Here is a 16,756-nt window from a genome sequence, read left to right as displayed (position 1 = left end):
CTTCAGAGCAGGGTGCGAAACTGAATTGTCCGCGATCGGCGGTTCGTCGTGGTGTGTGGTGTGTGGTGTGTGGTGTGTGGTGCTTCCAGGGTGGGGAGACGTGGCATTCACCGAGGCTGAGATCATTGATGTGGCCAGGGCGATCCGGCCCCACCTGCCCGAGCTCCTCGGGAGCCTGGCGCCGGACGTCGCCCGGGAGCTCGCTGTCCTCATCGAGCAGAGTTCGCGGGGCGAAGCGGTGAAGGTCAAGGTCATCGGTCTGCTCGTCGCGCACGATGCCACCCGGCGGTGGGCCCACAGTCTGCTCACCGTGCCACTGCGCGAGCGGGCGTTCGAGGACGTGCTCGGGGATCCGCAGCGCATCCAGCTCGTACGGTACGGCTGTCCTCGCTGCGATCGGCCGCCGTGGTTCCGGTTCGATCTGCGCGACGAGATCCCCGTCTGCCCGAGCGACGGCATCCCGTACGAGGTCCAGGACACCTCATGATCGGGAAATTCTGGGAGACCTTCGCCGGCAAGGCGACCGAGCAGTGGATGGCGCGCCTGCTGACGCCCGCCCTCCTGTTCTGGCTCGGCGGCCTCGCCGCCTGGACCTGGAGCTCCCCCAGAGGCGTGACGGCCAGGCTCGACGAGATCGGGCGACAGGCGACGCGGCTGCCCGTCACCCAGCAACTGGCCCTGCTTCTCGGCGCATTGTTGGCCGTCGCCCTCTCAGCGGTCTTCGCGGAGCGGATCACTCCGTCCATTCTGCGCACGCTGGAGGGTTACTGGCCCCGACCGTTCCACCGTCTCTTCGTACCCTGGCACTTCTACCGGCGGCTTCGTGCCCAGCGTGCCGCCCAGGCCGCGGCGGCCGCAGCGGCCTCGGCCCTGGAGGCCGTGCCACGGCCGGCCGTCCCTTCCCCCGCCCCGGTCGGCATGCGGGCGCTCGCGGCGGATGCCCGCGCCGCCCGGCGCGCCTGCCGGGCACGGGAGGGGACCGCCAGGGTCCAACGGCGTCTCATACGTGCCCAACTCACCCTGCGCACCATCCCGGCCGACTTCGATCTCCTGATGCCCACCCGGCTGGGCAACCTGCTGCGCGCCGTGGAGAGCCGCCCGCGCGACCGGTTCGGCCTCGACGTGGCCGTCTGCTGGCCCTACCTCTGGCTGCTCCTCGACGAGGCGACGAAGGCGGAGGTCGTGACGGCGCGGAGCCGGCTCGACACCGCCGCCCGCGCATGGCTGTGGAGCGCCGTCTTCGTCCTCTGGACGTTCTGGGCGTGGTGGGCGCTTCCGGTCGCGATCACGGCGGGCGTCCTTGTGTACCGGGTCTCGCTCCTCCCCTCGGCGGGGGTGTACGGCACGCTCGTCGAGGCGGCCTTCACGCTGAACCGGCACCGGCTCTACGAGGCCGTGCACCTTCCTCCGCCCGCCGACCCGGCCGAGGAGAGGGCACGCGGCAAGGATCTGACCGCTTACCTCTGGCGGGGCGTACCGCCGCAGGGCGCGGCTTTTCACTACGTCTCCCCAGAAGGCCCGTCGGGTGAAAGGCGGCTGACATGACGGAGCCCCCCGGTCCGGTCATCCGGATCGACCGTCGTCGGGTGCACCTGGTGATAGGTGCGTACGAGATTCCAGTGAAGAACGTCAAGCAGGCCAGACGCCTCCTGGAGGGTGTCACCCTGTTCCTCACCCCCGAGACCCCCATGGACGAGGCCGACGCGCTGAGCGACTTCCCCGAACTGCTCACCGAACTCGGTGAGCAGGTGGCGAGCGCGCTCGTCTCCAACCTCGCCCCGGGGTTCCACCGCGAAGGCCTGGACTTCTTCCTCGCCCAGATCAAGTACCTGAGGCGTTGCCGTGAACTCGGCGTCGGGCCCGCGGTCCTGGAACGCGCGCTGCGCGAATCGTGGGACCGCATGGAGCTGGCCGACGGGCTGCTTCGCAGGTCCATGGCCACGGGCAACGGGGTCGACGTAGCGGCGACCCTGGAAGCATGGCGAGACGTCCTTGCCGATCAGCGGCTCATGGCTCTGGACGCCACCCACGGCCGTGTCCGCTGGCTGCGCCACCAAGCGGGCCTGGCGCACAGGCACGCCTACGAATCCACCCGCGATGCCGACGCGCTCACCACGGCGATCGAGCTGTTGGAAAGCGCCCGCGACCATGCCGGGGCAGGCCCGCCGGGCCGGTGCGAAACGTTGTACGAGCTCGGCCGCTGTCTGCTGCTGTTGGCCGAGGCGACGGAGGATCCAGTGATCCGGGCGCGGGCAACAGCCACGTTTCGCACGGCGCGCGACGAGGCTCCCACCGGATCGCAGGACGCGATGGTCTACGAGGCCGCGCTCCGCGCCGCGGAGCGGACATGAGCTGGTTCCGGGCGGACATGAGCTGGTTCCGGGCGGACATGAGCTGGTTCCGGCGGGACCGCGCCGAGCGGCACGCGGCCAGGGCCGACGGATGGCTTGAGACCCTGCTCGCCAAGGGGGCCCGGCTGGAGCCGGCCGACCAGATGACCCTGCTGTACCCGAACTCCCCTGCCGCCTGGCTGAATCTGGCGAGGGTCCACGCCGACGACGGCGACCTCGAAGCGGCGCTCCCCGCCTACTCCCGTGCGTTCGAGTTGTCCCGCGGGTCACCGCGCGTCGCCGACTACGCGATCGATCTGGCTGCCGTCCTCTTCGTCCGCCAGGGCCGCGGCGGAGCCATCACCGACCTGGAACGCGCGACGGAAATCCTCGCCCTCGCTCTTGCGGACCCGGCGGTCGGCAAGGGCAGATCCGCAGTCCTGGCCATGCAGTGCAGGGTCTGGTCCTCCCTCGCCAACCGCACCGAAGAGAGCCACCATCTCGACCGCGGACTCACTGCAGGCCGTCGGGCGGTGGAGACGGCCCGGACGCGGGACGATCGCATCGAGGCGAGGGAGCAGCTCGGCCAGGCGCTCATTGTCGAGCACCACTTCCGCCGGGATCCCGGTCTGCTGGCGGAGGCGGTTGAACTCTTCGAGCAAGCACTCCACCTCGCGAGACGCGAGGAGGCGGAGGACCGGGCCATCCTCCGGCACCGACTGACCGAGGCCTGCCTCCGCCTCTACCGGGCCAACCGCGACCTGGCCGTGCTCCACCGTGCCGTCGAGCTGGCGCGCACGGGTGTGACGGACGCGCAGGACGACTTCATCGAGCGCGGTGGGGCACTGCTGAATCTGGGCTGCGCGCTGCGGGAGCGCCATGCCGTGTCCGGCGGCCCCGAGGACCTCGACGAGGGGACGGCCGCGCTGCGCTCGGCGATGGAGACGGCAGCCTCCGACAACCCCGGCGCCGCCGTCTCGGCGGCCGACGAACTCGGCGACTGGTCCCTGGAACGCCGCTCGTGGCGCGAGGCCGCCGAGGCCTTCTCCGTAAAGCTGTCGCTGTTGCGAAGGATGCTGGAGGCCCAGGAAGCCCCGGCCAACCGGCGGCTGATGCTCAGCGTGGACATCCGGCTGGCGTCGAAGGCCGCCTACGCGTGGGCCGAGGCGGGACAGCCGGAGAAGGCCCTGCTCGTCCTGGAGGAGTGGCGCACCGTACTGACCGACCCGCAGCTGCCGAAACTCGACGAGCTGCTCGCCGCCTCCAGGGACACGCCCGCGGTCTTCCTCGCGACCTGCGCACCGTCGGGCTTCGCCGTGATCGTCCGGGAGGGCCGGGCGACCTACCTGCCGCTGCCCGATCTGGCCTCGGAGCCCGTGATCGGCTGGGCGGAACGGCTCTTGCGCGCCAAGCAGGAGCGGGGTACCGATCGCGACACCTGGGAGCGGATGCTGGACTGGGTGGGCGAGTGGCTCTGGAGCAGTGCGATGGGTCCGGTCCTGGCCGAACTCGGCGCTCGGCCGCGGATCGCGCTCGTCGCATGCGGTCCCCTGTCCGTGCTCCCGCTGCACGCGGCCTGGCGGCCGGAGGCGTCCGGGCCCACCGGCCGCCGGTACGCGATGGACGACACGCTGATCGTGTACGCGCCGAGTCTGCGGGCGTTGCGACGGGCGCAGCGGCGTGCCCGGTGGGTGAGTGACGACGTACTCCTGACCGTCGAGGATCCCGCTGATCCCGGTGTGGCGGATCCGCACCTGCTCCAGCTGCCGTTCGCCGAGACCGAGGGAGAGGCAGCCGGCGCCTTCTGGGCGCGCAAGGCGCGGCTGGCCCGCGACAGGGCGACCAAGGAAGCGGTGCTGACCGTCCTGGCCAGGGCGAACGTCGTGCACTTCGCCTGCCACGCCATCCCCCAGGGCTGGGACGGCGGAAACGCCGGTCTGGTGCTGGCTCATGGCGAGACACTCACCCTCGACGACATCTACTCCCTCGCGCTGAAGATCCGGCTGGCAGTGCTGTCGGCCTGTGACACCGCCACACCTCAGGAGCAGTTCCCGGACGAGTCCGCGGGCCTGGCCAGTGCGTTCGTACGTGCAGGGGCAGCTGGTGCGGTCGCGTCCCAATGGCCGCTGCCCGACCGTGACGCCATGATGATCATGACGATGTTCTACGGGTACTGGCGGGCGGACGGCCTCCCACCGGCCGAGGCGCTGCGCCGGGCCCAGCAGTGGGTGCGCGACACGACGAACGGGGAGAAGAGCGCCTACTTCGCGGCGCACCTCGACGCATCCGACCGCTTCTCCCCGGCCGTCGCGACGGCGTGCTGGGAACAGGTCGTACTGGCGGACCCGGGTGAGCGAACCATGGCCGCGCCCATCTTCTGGGCGGCGTTCACCTTCACCGGTGCCTGAGGTGTGTGTCTGAGGTGTGTGCCTGTACCGCTCGCGCGAGAGTTCGTCATCCGGCTTGCCACGCGCTCTTGAACTGGGCGAAGGCCTCCGCATGCGCATCGTCCCCGGCCTCCTGCCGCACCATGCCGACGCTGACCGACATCATCCGGAACAGTTCCCGGAACGGAAATCCGGGTAGCCGGGCGTGGAAGTCCGGCGCCAACGCCTCCAGCACCTCGTAGCCCGCGTGGGTGATGTCACCCATCCCGATCCCGTAGAACCTGAGCCGCCTGGCCCGTTGTTCACCGGTCAGCACGGGGACGAGTGCCTTCCATGTCTCCGTCAGGTGCCCCTGGGCGTCGGTCGGCATCCCGTCGGTCACCAGCAGGACGGTCGGCCTGCGGTACAGAGCCCCTGCGCTCGCCAACTCACCTGTGCGAGCGGCGACAAGACGGACCGTCAGGTTCAGTGCCTCGACCATGGGCGTCACACCGGCCGCCGTGAGGCGGGGAGGCTCGAAGAGGTCGGCACGCACGAACGGGGTGACCGATGCCCGGGACGGCACAGGGCGCGGGCCTCGCCACAGGGTCGCGCCCTGCCCGCCGAAGGTCACCACAGCGACCTCGACGGTGGAGCTGAGGAAGGGATCCCCGCGCAGCTCCTCGGTCCACTCGTACAACGCGGTATTGAGGGCCTGAATCGGCGCACCCGCCATGGAGCTGGAGGTGTCCAGACACAGCACCAGGGGCTGCCGCGGAGTGAACGATGCTTCGGCCACGACATCGGCTTCAGGGTCGGGATGCTCAGGCCGCCGAGGAGGGCGAGCCCGGTCGTCAGCGGCCGGCGCATCCATCGGCGCGGGTACCGGCACGGGCCGGAAGGCCGGCGACGCATCGGAGAACGCCAGGAGAAGGCGTCGTACCCGGCCCCCTTCCGGAGTCCGGCCCTGTGTCCGAAAGACGGGTGCGGCGTCGGAGAAGGCGAACAGCAGGCGGCGCCAGAACACGCGGGGCGAACCCATCCCGCTCACTCCTCTCGCCCGCCGACGCCCGGTGGAACGGGGTCCAGAGCGGCCAGCGCATAGCGTCCGACCTTGGCCATCGCGGCCGGTGCGACAGCGCCAAGTCCGAGCGCGAGCAGGGGCGTAGCGATGATCCCGGACAAGGCCGCAGCGAGCGTGATACCGACGCCTATCGCACAGTGCAGCGCGCTCGCGAGGAGGAAGAATCCACCGCCCGGACCGTCGGGGTACCGCCAAGCAGGGCCTTTGGCCCGCCGGTTGGCCTCCATGAAGATCAACGCGCGGTTCACGGCTGCGCCCACCGCTCCCCACACCGCGTACTCCCACATGAGGGGACCATAGGGGTCATCACGCCAACGCGCCATCACACCATCGCGCACTACGCCTTGCGTCTGTCCGCGATGCCTCCCGGAGTCTTCACTGCCAAGGACCGCACGCTGGGGACCAAGCCTCGCGGGAGCGGCACGGCATCCGAATCCAGAAGTCTTCGCGAAGGTGGTTGAACACCGTGACGGCCTCGCGCGGGGGCGATCGGGGCCAGGGTCAGCCGGAGGCGAGCCGGCCGCGCTGGACCGCCCGTACGCCGGATGCGAAACGGCTGGCCGTGCTGAGGCGTTCCATGAGGTCGGCCGTGCCGTCGACCTCAAGCGTCCGCCCCGGCCCATCGGTGTCGTACGGGCCCTACGGACTGACGTCCTCGTCCAGGCGGCCCGGACCCCGCGGAAGCGTCAGCGGTATCCAGGTCGCCCGCCTAGCCGACGTCGATGCCGTCAGCGACTTCCTTGAGCGTTTTGCCTCGTAGCTCCGTAGCGCCTGAGACCACGACCCAGTATTCCGGCCCCGGGAGGTTGGAGGGCTTCTCACCCGTGGCTTCGAGACACATGTACTTCATCAAGGTCGTCGGCTTGTACAACTCGCCGTCGGCAGCCCACCTCAGCCCGCGAGGGTCCTCATTGGTCCACGTCGCTCTGGTGCGGTCAGGCAGTTCCTGGGCCCAGTCAAGCAGCCGTTGGTACCTGGGCAGGGCCTGGCCCGTATGGGCGAAGCTGAGCCGTATCTGAGTGCCCTCCTCCAGCTGGCCCGCTTCTTGGATGCGCTTCACGCTGTGCGCGACGTGCTCGCGGCGCTCGGCGCGCGCCTTGAGCTCCGCCTGTTCGGCGCGAGCGGGGGTCACCGTAAAGGTCTCCAGGCCGGGTACCGGGTAGAGCTTGGAGAACGTGACGATGGTGCCTGATCCGGTGTTCCACGCCTGGGTTTCGATGAGGTCGACGTCGATTCCCATCTCGGTCAGCCACACCGCGGAACTGGTCACCTCGCGTCGGAAGTTGCCCCCGACAATCATCAGGCGAGGCCGCTTGAGTTCCCGAGCGTCGAATTCGCCATCACAGTGCTCTACTATCCTCTCCCTGGCCTCGTCCGTGGAGACGAAGGTGCCCGTGGTCTTTGAGAGGAATTGGGCGTAGACGCCAAGCAGCGTCTCCTCATTGAAGCGAGACACCATCGCCGCGTACGTGATCGCCTGAAGATGGACGTCCTTGGGTGCGTCGTCTCTCTTGAGCTCGATGACCACGAGTCGCCCTTGGCCGTCGAGGGCCAGCAGATCGAGGCGCTTGGACACCTTGGAGTTGTCCGTTGTCTCCCATGAGGAATATTCCTCAGTGAGGATCAGGAGATCGCCCAGCAGTGCGGGGTGCTTGATGATCCACTGCTGAAGGTCTTGGCGCTCCACAAAGCCCGCGCCTGCCAGAGTCGTCGGGTCGGCCCGGCGAGGCCCGCCGTCCCCGCCAACCACCAACACGTGCTCCCGGCTCATCCGGACCTCCGACTCCAGAGTCGACAGAACCGCTTCTCATTCTCGCAGGGCTCCAGCCGCTTCGAGTACCGGGGACATACTGCCCCCTCCTATTGACTCCGGTCGATGGATCGAGGAAAGGAGCCCCGGGGACCAACGAGCTGTTCGATTGCTGCCAGGATCCTTTCGGCCGCTTGGGGTTCGGCGGCAAGGGCAGACAACGAGACGGAGGGAATTCCAGGAAAGCCGGATGCCCGTTCTTTCTCCAGTTTCTTGCCCATCCCGCCCACGGTCGGCAGGGCCTCCGCGAAATCGGCGGTCGTATCAAAACCGAATCGTTTGACGATCGGAGCAAAGCTGAAAGAGAACTGTTCCTTCATCGGCCCGTCGTACAAAGAGAGTGTGCCGACTGGTAGTTCCCCTGCCTCCGTTCGGTAGTAGACGTTCATGCTGGGGTATTGCGCGGTGCCGCCCACGAGGCGGCCGTGTTCCTCCGCGTGGTCGAGCAGGAGGCGCGCCACCCGGCGCACCTCGGGAGTGCACCGGCTGTCGATTGCTGCATCCATTTCCGTGCGCGTCATCTTCCGCTTGCTGCGCTGTCCGGAAGGAGTCTTGGCGGCGGTAGCGACTTCACCGTGAATGCGGGGCACGAGGACGCATAGATCGCCGCCGCCCTTGTACTGGGCCAGTTCGACCGCGTACACATCTGTCTGCCGCATTTGCCGGTTCAGGAACTCCACGATTGCCCGCAATTCCAGCGGAATTTCGTCGGCAACGAAAAGCAGTCGCATTTGCCCGACTGACAGCCGTTCTTCCACTGTTGTCCAGAAATCTTCCGGATCGCGGTCACCGAGCAGTTGACCGTACGCTTCCTCCAGCGACCGGCCATCCGACTGGCAGGTCCTCTCGAAAGAGTGCTGGAGCAGGGCCGCAGGCCAGTAGCGGGCACCGTTGGCGGCGTAATCGAGCATCTGGCCCACGACCTCCCGGCGGATACGGGTGTCGCTGGCCCGCTTGACCTCCACGAGGGTCGGCACGCCGTCGGCATCGACGAACAGGTGGTCGAGCCAGTACATCGACCCGCTGTCCGTGCTCGTCGGAACCCCCATCTCGCGGGCCACAAGCGTCAGCCGCAGCGGCTGTCCGTCCGCGAGCGTCCCGAAGTCCAGCACCCTGGGATGGCGCGCCAGGAGCTCCTGGAATTCCTCCTCCGTCTCGAACGCGGCGGGCTCCAGCGCTTGGAGGTTCTCGCTCAGGACGAATACCGGCTGATCGCTCATGTGCTGCTTCACACCTCTGGTTCTGTGACCGTGGTCAGTAAGTGCTTCTGCACCGATTCAAACCGGACTGCACTGACATCGCCGCCCCGGTGGGGAGCAGGCGGACCAGGTCATTGTTCCGCGTCGCGGACCAGGAGCGCGATCTGTACCCGGTTCCGGGCCGCCAGTTTGGCGAAGAGGCTGCCGGTGTGCGCCTTGACGGTGGCGACGCTGATGTGGAGCTGCCGGGCGATTTCCGGGTTGTCCAGTCCGTCCGCGATGGCCCGGGCGGTTTCGAGTTCTCGTTCGGTCAGCGTGGACAGCCGCGTACGTGCGGCTTCGCGGGATGCGTCGCGGGTGTGCGGGGACTGCGGTGCGGTGGCCGCGGCGATCACCCGTGCGGTGACCGCCGGAGACAGCACGGGCTCGCCTTCCGCAACGGTCCGCACCGCGTCGAGGATCTGCGGCGGCCGGGTGTCCTTGAGGACGAACCCGAGCGCTCCGGCGCGCAGGGCGCCAAGGACCAGGTCGTCGGCGTCGAACGTGGTCAGCATGAGCACCCGTGGCGGCGACGGCCGGGTGAGGAGTTCGCGGGTGGTGCTGAGGCCGTCGCGGCCGGGCATCCGCACGTCCATCAGTACGACGTCCGGCCGCTGTTCGTCCACCACGGCGAGCGCGGCGTCCCCGTCGGCCGCCTCTCCGACGACAGTCAGGTCCGGTTCGCCGTCGATGACGAGCCGCAGCGCCATCCGCACCAGTTGTTCGTCGTCGACGACGACGATGCGCACCGGCTCCCGCTCGCTCTCCACTTCATGCTCTCTTTTCTTCATGCTCTCTTTTCGCTGTGGCGGTTGGGCCAGGGCAGTTGTGCGGTGAGGAGGTACCCGTTGTCGGTTGTGGGGCGGTGGTCGAGCTGTCCGCCCGCGAGGGTGACGCGTTCGGAGAGGCCGAGCAGGCCGAATCCTGATGCGGGTGGTGGTGCGATGCTTGCGGTGCCCCGGGAATTGCGGACGCTGACCCGCAGCATGTCGCCGGCTGTTCCTTCGAGGGCGAGGTGCACGTGTGCGCCCGGGGCGTGTTTGGCTGCGTTGGTGAGCCCTTCTTGGACGATCCGGTAGCAGGTGCGCCCCAGGGCGTCGGACGGTTCTCCCGTCACGGTGCAGGTGAGCGCGACGTCCACTCCCAACGAGCGGGCCTCGGCGGCCAGTTCGGGGATGCGGTCGAGAGAGGGCTGTGGCGGTTCCGGGCGGCCCGGATCCGCCCGGAGCACACCGAGGACGTCCCGTAGCTCTTCCAGCGCCTGGTGGGAGCCGTCGGCGATGCCGCGGATCAGCACGCGGCTCTCCTCGGCCGCCAGGTCGCCGCGGTGGTCGAGGACTCCGGCCTGCATGGCGACCAGGGAGATCCGGTGCGCGAGCACGTCGTGCATCTCGCGGGCGATCCTGTTGCGTTCCAGGGCGCGTGCCTGCGCCGCGCGGGCGGCCTGTTCGCGTTCCGCGCTCCGTGCCCGGGCCCGCAAGGACCGGACCTCGACCCGCCGCGCACCGATGGCCGCGCCCACGGCCACCGCGATGCCCGCGGCCAGCACCGGCAGCACGAGCTGGAGCCACCACGAGCCCGGCGGGCTCTGGATCGGGTAGAGCCCGACGGAGAACTGTGCCCCGGTCACGAAGGCCAGTACGACGGCCCCGATCTCCACGGGCCGGCGACGGGTGGAGATGGAGACCAACGCCAGAAGTACCGCGCCGGTGGCGGATGTTGAGGCGGTCGAAGCGATCGCGACCGTCATGGCGACGGCGAGCGGGAACCGCCGCCGCCACACGAGCGCCGTCAGGCAGCCGAGAGCCACCAGCGGATCGCCGACGAGGAACCAGGAGCCGGGCTCGTGGCCCTGCCACCGCAGCAGCACACCGGTATTGAGCCAGACCGGTACGCCCACGGCCGCGGCCGCCGTCAGACGCCAGGTCTGCCGGCGCCCTCCGAGGCGGGGTGCGACGTCCGTGTTCACCCGGTGATTATCGCGAGAACGTAAGGCCGGTGCGTCAGACCAGAGGTGGATGCACCCTCGACCGGAGTCGAATGACCGCCCCGACCGCGGTCGAAGCCGGTTCGGGCCGCCGGGCCGATGTGACGGGGGCGCCGAGGGGACAGAGTCGTTCGCGTGGTGAGACCGCCGGCACCGAGAAGAAGCCGGGTGGTCCGCGGGAACGAGCGGCGGACCCGACCACCCCACTCACGCTGTTGGCGCCCTCGTGCGCCTCTGAGGAGGAATTCGTATGTACAGGAAGGCCCGGATGCACGGGAAAGCCCGGATGCACGGGAAGGCCCGGATGCACGGGAGGGCCCGGTCCCTCGCCCTCGCTCTCGCCGCCACGGCCACCGCCGTCGCGGCGACCGCGCCTCCAGGACCGTCGGTGGCGGCGAACACGGTGAGGGCCGCGCCGGACTCCCTCCGTTGGGGCCCGTGCCCGAAGGAGGCCGATTCGCCCCGTCTTGAGTGTGCGACGCTCGACGTTCCGCTGGACCACCGCGATCCGGACGGCCGACAGATCGGGATCGCGGTCTCCCGGCTGGTGAGCAAGGACCCCGCGAAGCGCCGCGGTGTGCTGCTGACCAACCCGGGCGGTCCCGGTGCCTCCGGGCTCGGCTACCCGGCCCTCCTCGCCGGCGCCGGGCTGCCGAAGGACGTCCTCGACTCCTACGACGTGATCGGCTTCGACCCGCGTGGCGTCGGCCGCAGCACACCGGTGACCTGCGACTTGACGCCGCAGCAGCAGGAACGCGGCAACTTCCCGCCGTACGCGCACACCGCGGCCGACGTCACCAGGGAGGCGAAGTACGCACGGACCGTCGCCCAGCAGTGCGCCACCTCGCGGACGGCGTGGATGCTGCCGTACACCACCACCGCGAACACGGCGCGCGACATGGACCGTCTCCGGGCGGCGCTGGGCGAGCCGAAGCTCTCCTACCTCGGCCACTCCTACGGCAGCTACCTCGGCGCCGCGTACACCACGATGTTCCCCGCGCGCAGCGACCGGTTCGTGCTCGACAGCAACATGGGTCCCGGCGGCTACGACCTCACGGCCTTCCGCCTGCTCGGTCGCGGAATGCAGGACAGGTTCCCGGACTTCGCCGCGTTCGCGGCCGCGCGCCCCCGGTACGGTCTGGGCACCACGCCGGAGCAGGTCACCGCCAAGTTCTTCGAACTCGCGAAGCGCCTCGACGCCGAACCGGTCGACGGCATGGACGGGACGTTGTTCCGCGGGATGACCTTCGACCGGCTCTACGTCGAGGGCCTCATGCCCACCCTGGCCGAAGCCTGGCAGGCCCTCGACGGGGGCAGGCCGGTGCCGCCGCCCCCGGCGATCTCGGAGAACCTCCTGGCCAGTCGTTTGTACGTGCTCTGTGGTGACACGCGTTGGCCCGGGGAGGTCCGGGAGTACCAGCGCAATGCCGCGATCGACCGGTCGAGGTACCCGATGGTGGGCGGGTCCACGGGATCCATCGGGCCGTGCGCGTTCTGGCCGGAAAAGCGGGTCGAGCCGCCGGTGCGCATCGGTGACCGGGGCCCGTCGAACGTGCTCATGGTGCAGAACGAACGCGACCCAGGAACACCGCTGGCCGGTGCCGAGAAGCTGCGGCGGGCATTCGGCGAGCGGGCCAGGACGGTGATCGCCGACCAGGGCGGGCACGGTGTCTATCCGTTCAGCGGCAACACCTGCGCGAAGAACACGGTGACAGCGTTCCTGACCACCGGAAGGCGCCCGGCGAAGGACCTCGCCTGCGCGGCGCAGCCGGGCAGTTAGGGCCTGTCCGCGCGCTGTTCGCACTGCGGCTGACGCACGGCGGTCGGCAGTCGGCGGTCGGCGGTCGGTCTACGCCGTCGAAGTGAGAGTGAGCGCCTTCGGTCTCAAGCGCTGCCACTACGTCACCGCCGAGGGGGCCGAGTACCAGCTCGTCCCGGACCCCTGCTCCGCCGAAGGGCGCCGCGCCGGCCGGGGCGATGTGCGCGGCATCGCCGAGGCAGGCTACGCGTTTCACCCGCCCCGGCCAACCGCGGCCCCGGCGACCGCTCGCAGAAGGTCAGGCAGCAGGTCAGGCGGCCTCCCAGGCCGCCTCGATCATCCGGAAGACCTCGTCCACCGCAGCCTCCGGTTCGGCTGCCTCGCGCGCCAGCGAGTAGGCGTCGATCACGAACCTCGCCATCGTCCGGCGGGCCGTCGCGCTCTGCGTCAGGTCGGGATCGGCCACGAGGGCCGTGGCCAGCGACTCCGAGTGGCGCAGCTGCATCGACTCCCCGTACTCCCGCAGGGCGCGTGACTCGTCGATCATGCGGTAGATCGGAGCGGTGCCGTCCGCTGTGCAGTGCCGTACCAGGGCCTGGATCTCGCGGCGCAGCGCGGGGATGAGCGGCTCGTCCGGCGCCCGGTCGGTGACCGCCTGCACGAGGCGTTGTTCGAAGCCCTCGTCCTGCTCGAAGACCAGGGCCTCTTTCGACGCGAAGTGGGAGAAGAGCGTGGTGACGGCCACGTCGGCCTCGGTGGCCACGTCGCGGATGCCCACCGCGTCGTACCCGCGTTCCAGGAAGAGCCGCAGGGCGGTGTCGGCGATCTTCTGGCGGGTCGCGGCCTTCTTGCGTTCACGGCGTCCGGTCGGCACGGTCATGCCGTTGACACTACCAAATCCAAAGGAATATCCGTTCCGAAACGCTAACCGTTAGTGTTACGGTCGGTCGCATGACGCACATGAAGAGAGTGAGCTTCGCCGAGTTCGGCGGTCCTGACGTTCTGCGACTCACCGACGCCGAGGCGCCCCACGCGGGCCCCGGACGGATACGCGTCGCCGTACGGGCGGCAGGCGTGAACCCCGTCGACTGGAGGATCCGTGAGGGCCAGTTCCAGAAGGTCCGTCCGATCGAGTTGCCCGCCGGGATCGGACAGGACGCCGCCGGGGTGGTGGACGAGGTCGGCGAGGGCGTCGAAGGGGTCGAGGTCGGCGACCGCGTGTTCGGGCGGGGTGCGAGCACCTATGCCGAGTTCGCCGTACTGGCGGCCTGGGCCCGGATTCCCGAGGGCCTGACCTTCGAGGAGGCGGCCGGGTACCCCTCCGTGGTGGAGACCGCGCTGCGGATCGTCCGCCAGGTCGGTGTGCGGTCCGGGCAGACGCTGCTGGTCAGCGGTGCGTCCGGGGGCGTCGGATCGGCGGTGCTGCAGATCGCCCGCGACCGGGGCATCGCGGTGATCGGCACGGCCGGGGCCGCGAACCAGGACTATCTGCGCAGCCTGGGCGCCACCGCCACGACGTACGGCGAGGGCTGGGCCGAGCGGGTGCGGCAGCTCGGTCAGATCGACGCGGCGCTCGGCCAGGTCGACGCGGCGCTCGATCTGGCCGGCTCGGGCGTGATCCGCGCGCTCATCGAGCTGACCGGGGACCCGAACAAGGTGATCTCCATCGCCGATCTCACCGCGCCGGACCTCGGCGCCCGGTACTCCGGCGTGACCGGGGACGTACCGCAGGCCCTCGCCGAGGCCGTCGGCCTCATCGCGCGGGGAAGGCTCCACATCCCGGTCGAGAAGTCGTACCCGCTCGCCGACGCCGCCGCCGCGCACATCGACAGCCGTGCCGGTCACACGCGCGGGCGCCGCGTCCTGATCGTCTGAGCCGATTCCTGTGCGGTCGCACAGGGCCGGAAGTTCCTTGACCTTCCAGCGGTCCCGCCGGGCCCACCCGGCGGACGCACGACACACGAGGAGCCCCATGCACACTCCTGTCACCATCATCGGCGCGGGCCTCGGCGGCCTCGTCCTGGCCCGCGTCCTGCTCCTCCACGGCATCCCGGTCACGGTCTACGAGGCGGAGTCCTCCCTGGCGGCGCGTGCGCAGGGCGGGATGCTCGACATCCACGAGGACAACGGCCAACTCGCCCTCCAGGCAGCCGACTTGATGGACAAGTTCCGCAGCATCGTCCTGCCGGGCCGGCAAGCGATACGACTCCTCGACCGGGACGGGACCGTCCTGTTCGACAAGGCCGACGACGGCACGGGCCCCAGCCCCGAGGTACAGCGCGGCGAGCTGCGGCAGATCCTGCTCGACGCACTCCCCGCCGGCACCGTCCGGTGGAACCACAAGGCCACCGGTGTCCGCCCCCTCCCCGAGGGCCGCCACGAAGTGACCTTCACCGACGGCAGCACCGTCACCACGAGCCTGCTGGTCGGCGCGGACGGCGTGTGGTCACGCGTCCGGCCGCTGCTCTCCGACGCCACCCCCGCATACGTCGGCAGGTCCTTCGTCGAGACCTGCCTGTACGACGCCGACACCCGGCACCCGGCCACCGCGAAAGCGGTCGGCGACGGGACGCTCGTCGCCCTCGACCCGGACGGGAACGGAAAGTGGTTCGTGGCCCACCGGGAGAAGGGCGGGGTCCTGCACTCCTACATCACCCTGGCCAAGCCGCAGGACTGGTTCACCACCATCGATTTCACCGATGCCGCCGCGGCCACCGCGCGCATCGCGGAGGAGTACGACGGCTGGGCACCCGAACTCACCGCCCTGATCACCGCCGACGGGACCCCACCGGTCCTGCGCCCCCTCCACGCCCTGCCGGTCGGACACCGCTGGGAACGGGTGCCGGGAGTGACCCTGCTCGGCGACGCCGCCCACCTCTCGACCCCCAACGGCGAAGGCGCGGGCCTGGCCATGCTCGACGGCGCCGAACTCGGGAAGGCCGTCGCCGCGCACCCCGACGACATCGAGACCGCCCTCACCGAGTACGAGCGAGGGCTCTTCCCCCGCAGTGCCGCGGCCGCCGCCGAAGTCGCCCACGACCCCACCCCCCAGGAAATGATCACCTTCTTCACCGACCGGGAACGAGCGGGAGTCTGACGGTTCCTCAGAAGTGAAACGAGCGGGAATCCGACCGTGCCGCAGCAGTGAGCGGCCGCGAGTTCCCCTGCCTCGCCACACCCAACTACTCGCCCTGCACAGGAGGTTGTCCATGTTCGCTGTTCGATACCACCGCTACGGCGGCTCCGAAGTCCTCTCCCTGGAGGAGGCCGAAGAGCCGCACGCCGGGCCCGGTCAGGTCCGCATCGCGGTGCGCGCCACCGGTGTCACCCCCGCCGACTGCTACCTGCGTTCCGGGATGCTGCGGTCCATCACCACCCTGGACTTCCCCCACATCCCCGGCATGGATGCCGCCGGAACGGTCGACGAGGTGGGAGAGGGAGTGACCGGCACCGCCGTGGGAGACGCGGTCTTCGGCCTCGTACCCTTCCTGGATCAGGGCGGCGCCGCGGCCCAGTACGCCGTACTGGAGGCTTGGGCGCCCAAGCCCCGGGCCTGGTCCTTCGAGGAGGCGGGCGGCGCCGCGGGCAACATCGACACCGCCACGCGCGTACTGGAGGCGCTGGGAGCCGCCGAGGGCATGACCCTGCTGATCGAGGGTGCGGCCGGAGGCGTCGGCACGCTCACCGCGCAACTCGCCCGGGCCCGCGGCCTCACCGTGATCGGCACCGCGAGCGAGGGCAACCACGGCTTCCTCGAACAGCTCGGCGTCGTACCGGTCACCTACGGGGCGGGTCTCGCCGACCGCCTCGCCCCCCTGGCTCCGCACGGCGTCGACGTGGTGCTGGACGCGGCGGGCAAGGGCTCTCTCGCCGAACTGGTGGCCCTCGTCGGCGACCCGCACCGCGTGGTGACCATCGCGGACTTCGACGCCGACCGGCACGGCGTGCGGTTCTCCCGCTCCGAAGCGGGAGTGTCGCCGGGCTGGGCAGGACTGCCGCTGGCGGCCGACCTCGCCGACCAGGGCCGGCTCACGGTCCCGCTGCACGCCGTGTTCGCGCTGAAGGAGGCCGCCACGGCTCATGACGAAAGCGCCACCGGCCACGCGCGCGGCAAGATCGTCATCACCGTGCCCTGAACCGCCGTGGTCCGGAGCGGGCAGGGAACCGGGGCGGGCAGGGAAC

The 16,756-nt window shown here is 70.0% G+C and carries 15 protein-coding genes; 8 read left to right on the top strand and 7 right to left on the bottom strand.

What is annotated here, in order from left to right:
* Window positions 1–100 precede the first annotated feature (100 nt).
* Genes ACH4SP_RS03590 through ACH4SP_RS03575 form a run of 4 tightly spaced genes read left to right on the top strand, consistent with a single transcriptional unit; the run spans window position 101 to window position 4,738 of the window.
* Window positions 101–487, top strand: a complete 387-nt coding sequence (locus ACH4SP_RS03590) for a hypothetical protein (protein WP_398408772.1) — start codon at window positions 101–103, stop codon at window positions 485–487.
* Window positions 484–1,545 carry a hypothetical protein gene (locus tag ACH4SP_RS03585; protein ID WP_398408770.1) on the top strand — a complete coding sequence of 354 codons (1,062 nt, stop codon included), beginning with the start codon at window positions 484–486 and terminating at the stop codon, window positions 1,543–1,545. Before ACH4SP_RS03590 ends, ACH4SP_RS03585 begins: the two co-directional genes overlap by 4 nt.
* A complete protein-coding gene (locus tag ACH4SP_RS03580; RefSeq protein ID WP_398408769.1) occupies window positions 1,542–2,351 on the top strand; it encodes a hypothetical protein in 810 nt (269 codons plus the stop codon). The genes ACH4SP_RS03585 and ACH4SP_RS03580 overlap by 4 nt, the downstream gene beginning before the upstream one ends.
* The gene (locus ACH4SP_RS03575; protein WP_398408767.1) at window positions 2,348–4,738 is read left to right on the top strand and encodes a CHAT domain-containing protein; all 2,391 of its coding nucleotides are present in this window, start codon (window positions 2,348–2,350) and stop codon (window positions 4,736–4,738) included. Before ACH4SP_RS03580 ends, ACH4SP_RS03575 begins: the two co-directional genes overlap by 4 nt.
* 46 nt (window positions 4,739–4,784) lie before the next feature.
* On the opposite strand, the gene ACH4SP_RS03570 is transcribed toward ACH4SP_RS03575, so the two are convergent.
* From ACH4SP_RS03570 to ACH4SP_RS03545, 6 genes are all read right to left on the bottom strand, one after another.
* Window positions 4,785–5,495, bottom strand: a complete 711-nt coding sequence (locus ACH4SP_RS03570) for a hypothetical protein (protein ID WP_398408765.1) — start codon at window positions 5,493–5,495, stop codon at window positions 4,785–4,787.
* A gap of 248 nt (window positions 5,496–5,743) precedes the next feature.
* Window positions 5,744–6,067, bottom strand: coding sequence for a hypothetical protein (locus tag ACH4SP_RS03565; RefSeq protein WP_398408763.1), 324 nt, complete (start codon window positions 6,065–6,067; stop codon window positions 5,744–5,746).
* A 422-nt stretch (window positions 6,068–6,489) separates the two neighbouring features.
* Entirely contained in the window at window positions 6,490–7,551 is a 1,062-nt protein-coding gene (locus ACH4SP_RS03560) for a hypothetical protein (protein ID WP_398408761.1), read from the bottom strand.
* Window positions 7,552–7,640: 89 nt separating this feature from the next.
* Window positions 7,641–8,810, bottom strand: coding sequence for a hypothetical protein (locus ACH4SP_RS03555; protein WP_398408759.1), 1,170 nt, complete (start codon window positions 8,808–8,810; stop codon window positions 7,641–7,643).
* Window positions 8,811–8,920: 110 nt separating this feature from the next.
* Window positions 8,921–9,598 (bottom strand): response regulator, encoded by a 678-nt coding sequence (locus ACH4SP_RS03550; protein WP_398409524.1) that lies wholly within the window; start codon window positions 9,596–9,598, stop codon window positions 8,921–8,923.
* Window positions 9,599–9,615: 17 nt separating this feature from the next.
* Entirely contained in the window at window positions 9,616–10,797 is a 1,182-nt protein-coding gene (locus ACH4SP_RS03545) for a sensor histidine kinase (RefSeq protein WP_398408757.1), read from the bottom strand.
* A gap of 322 nt (window positions 10,798–11,119) precedes the next feature.
* Here ACH4SP_RS03545 and ACH4SP_RS03540 point away from each other — a divergent pair, with 322 nt between their 5' ends.
* On the top strand, window positions 11,120–12,595 hold the full coding sequence (locus ACH4SP_RS03540) for an alpha/beta hydrolase (RefSeq protein ID WP_398409523.1): 1,476 nt from the start codon (window positions 11,120–11,122) through the stop codon (window positions 12,593–12,595).
* A gap of 289 nt (window positions 12,596–12,884) precedes the next feature.
* On the opposite strand, the gene ACH4SP_RS03535 is transcribed toward ACH4SP_RS03540, so the two are convergent.
* Window positions 12,885–13,454, bottom strand: coding sequence for a TetR/AcrR family transcriptional regulator (locus tag ACH4SP_RS03535; protein ID WP_398408755.1), 570 nt, complete (start codon window positions 13,452–13,454; stop codon window positions 12,885–12,887).
* A gap of 80 nt (window positions 13,455–13,534) precedes the next feature.
* Here ACH4SP_RS03535 and ACH4SP_RS03530 point away from each other — a divergent pair, with 80 nt between their 5' ends.
* The 3 genes from ACH4SP_RS03530 (at window position 13,535) to ACH4SP_RS03520 (ending at window position 16,710) form a co-directional block, all read left to right on the top strand.
* Window positions 13,535–14,449 carry an NADP-dependent oxidoreductase gene (locus ACH4SP_RS03530; RefSeq protein WP_398409521.1) on the top strand — a complete coding sequence of 305 codons (915 nt, stop codon included), beginning with the start codon at window positions 13,535–13,537 and terminating at the stop codon, window positions 14,447–14,449.
* A gap of 97 nt (window positions 14,450–14,546) precedes the next feature.
* A complete protein-coding gene (locus tag ACH4SP_RS03525) occupies window positions 14,547–15,671 on the top strand; it encodes an FAD-dependent oxidoreductase (protein ID WP_398408753.1) in 1,125 nt (374 codons plus the stop codon).
* 112 nt (window positions 15,672–15,783) lie between these two features.
* A complete protein-coding gene (locus ACH4SP_RS03520) occupies window positions 15,784–16,710 on the top strand; it encodes an NADP-dependent oxidoreductase (RefSeq protein ID WP_398408751.1) in 927 nt (308 codons plus the stop codon).
* Window positions 16,711–16,756 lie beyond the last annotated feature (46 nt).

It is taken from the genome of Streptomyces sp. NPDC021093, assembly GCF_044333135.1.
Classification (GTDB): domain Bacteria; phylum Actinomycetota; class Actinomycetes; order Streptomycetales; family Streptomycetaceae; genus Streptomyces.
This window is presented reverse-complemented; position numbering and strand designations above follow the sequence as displayed.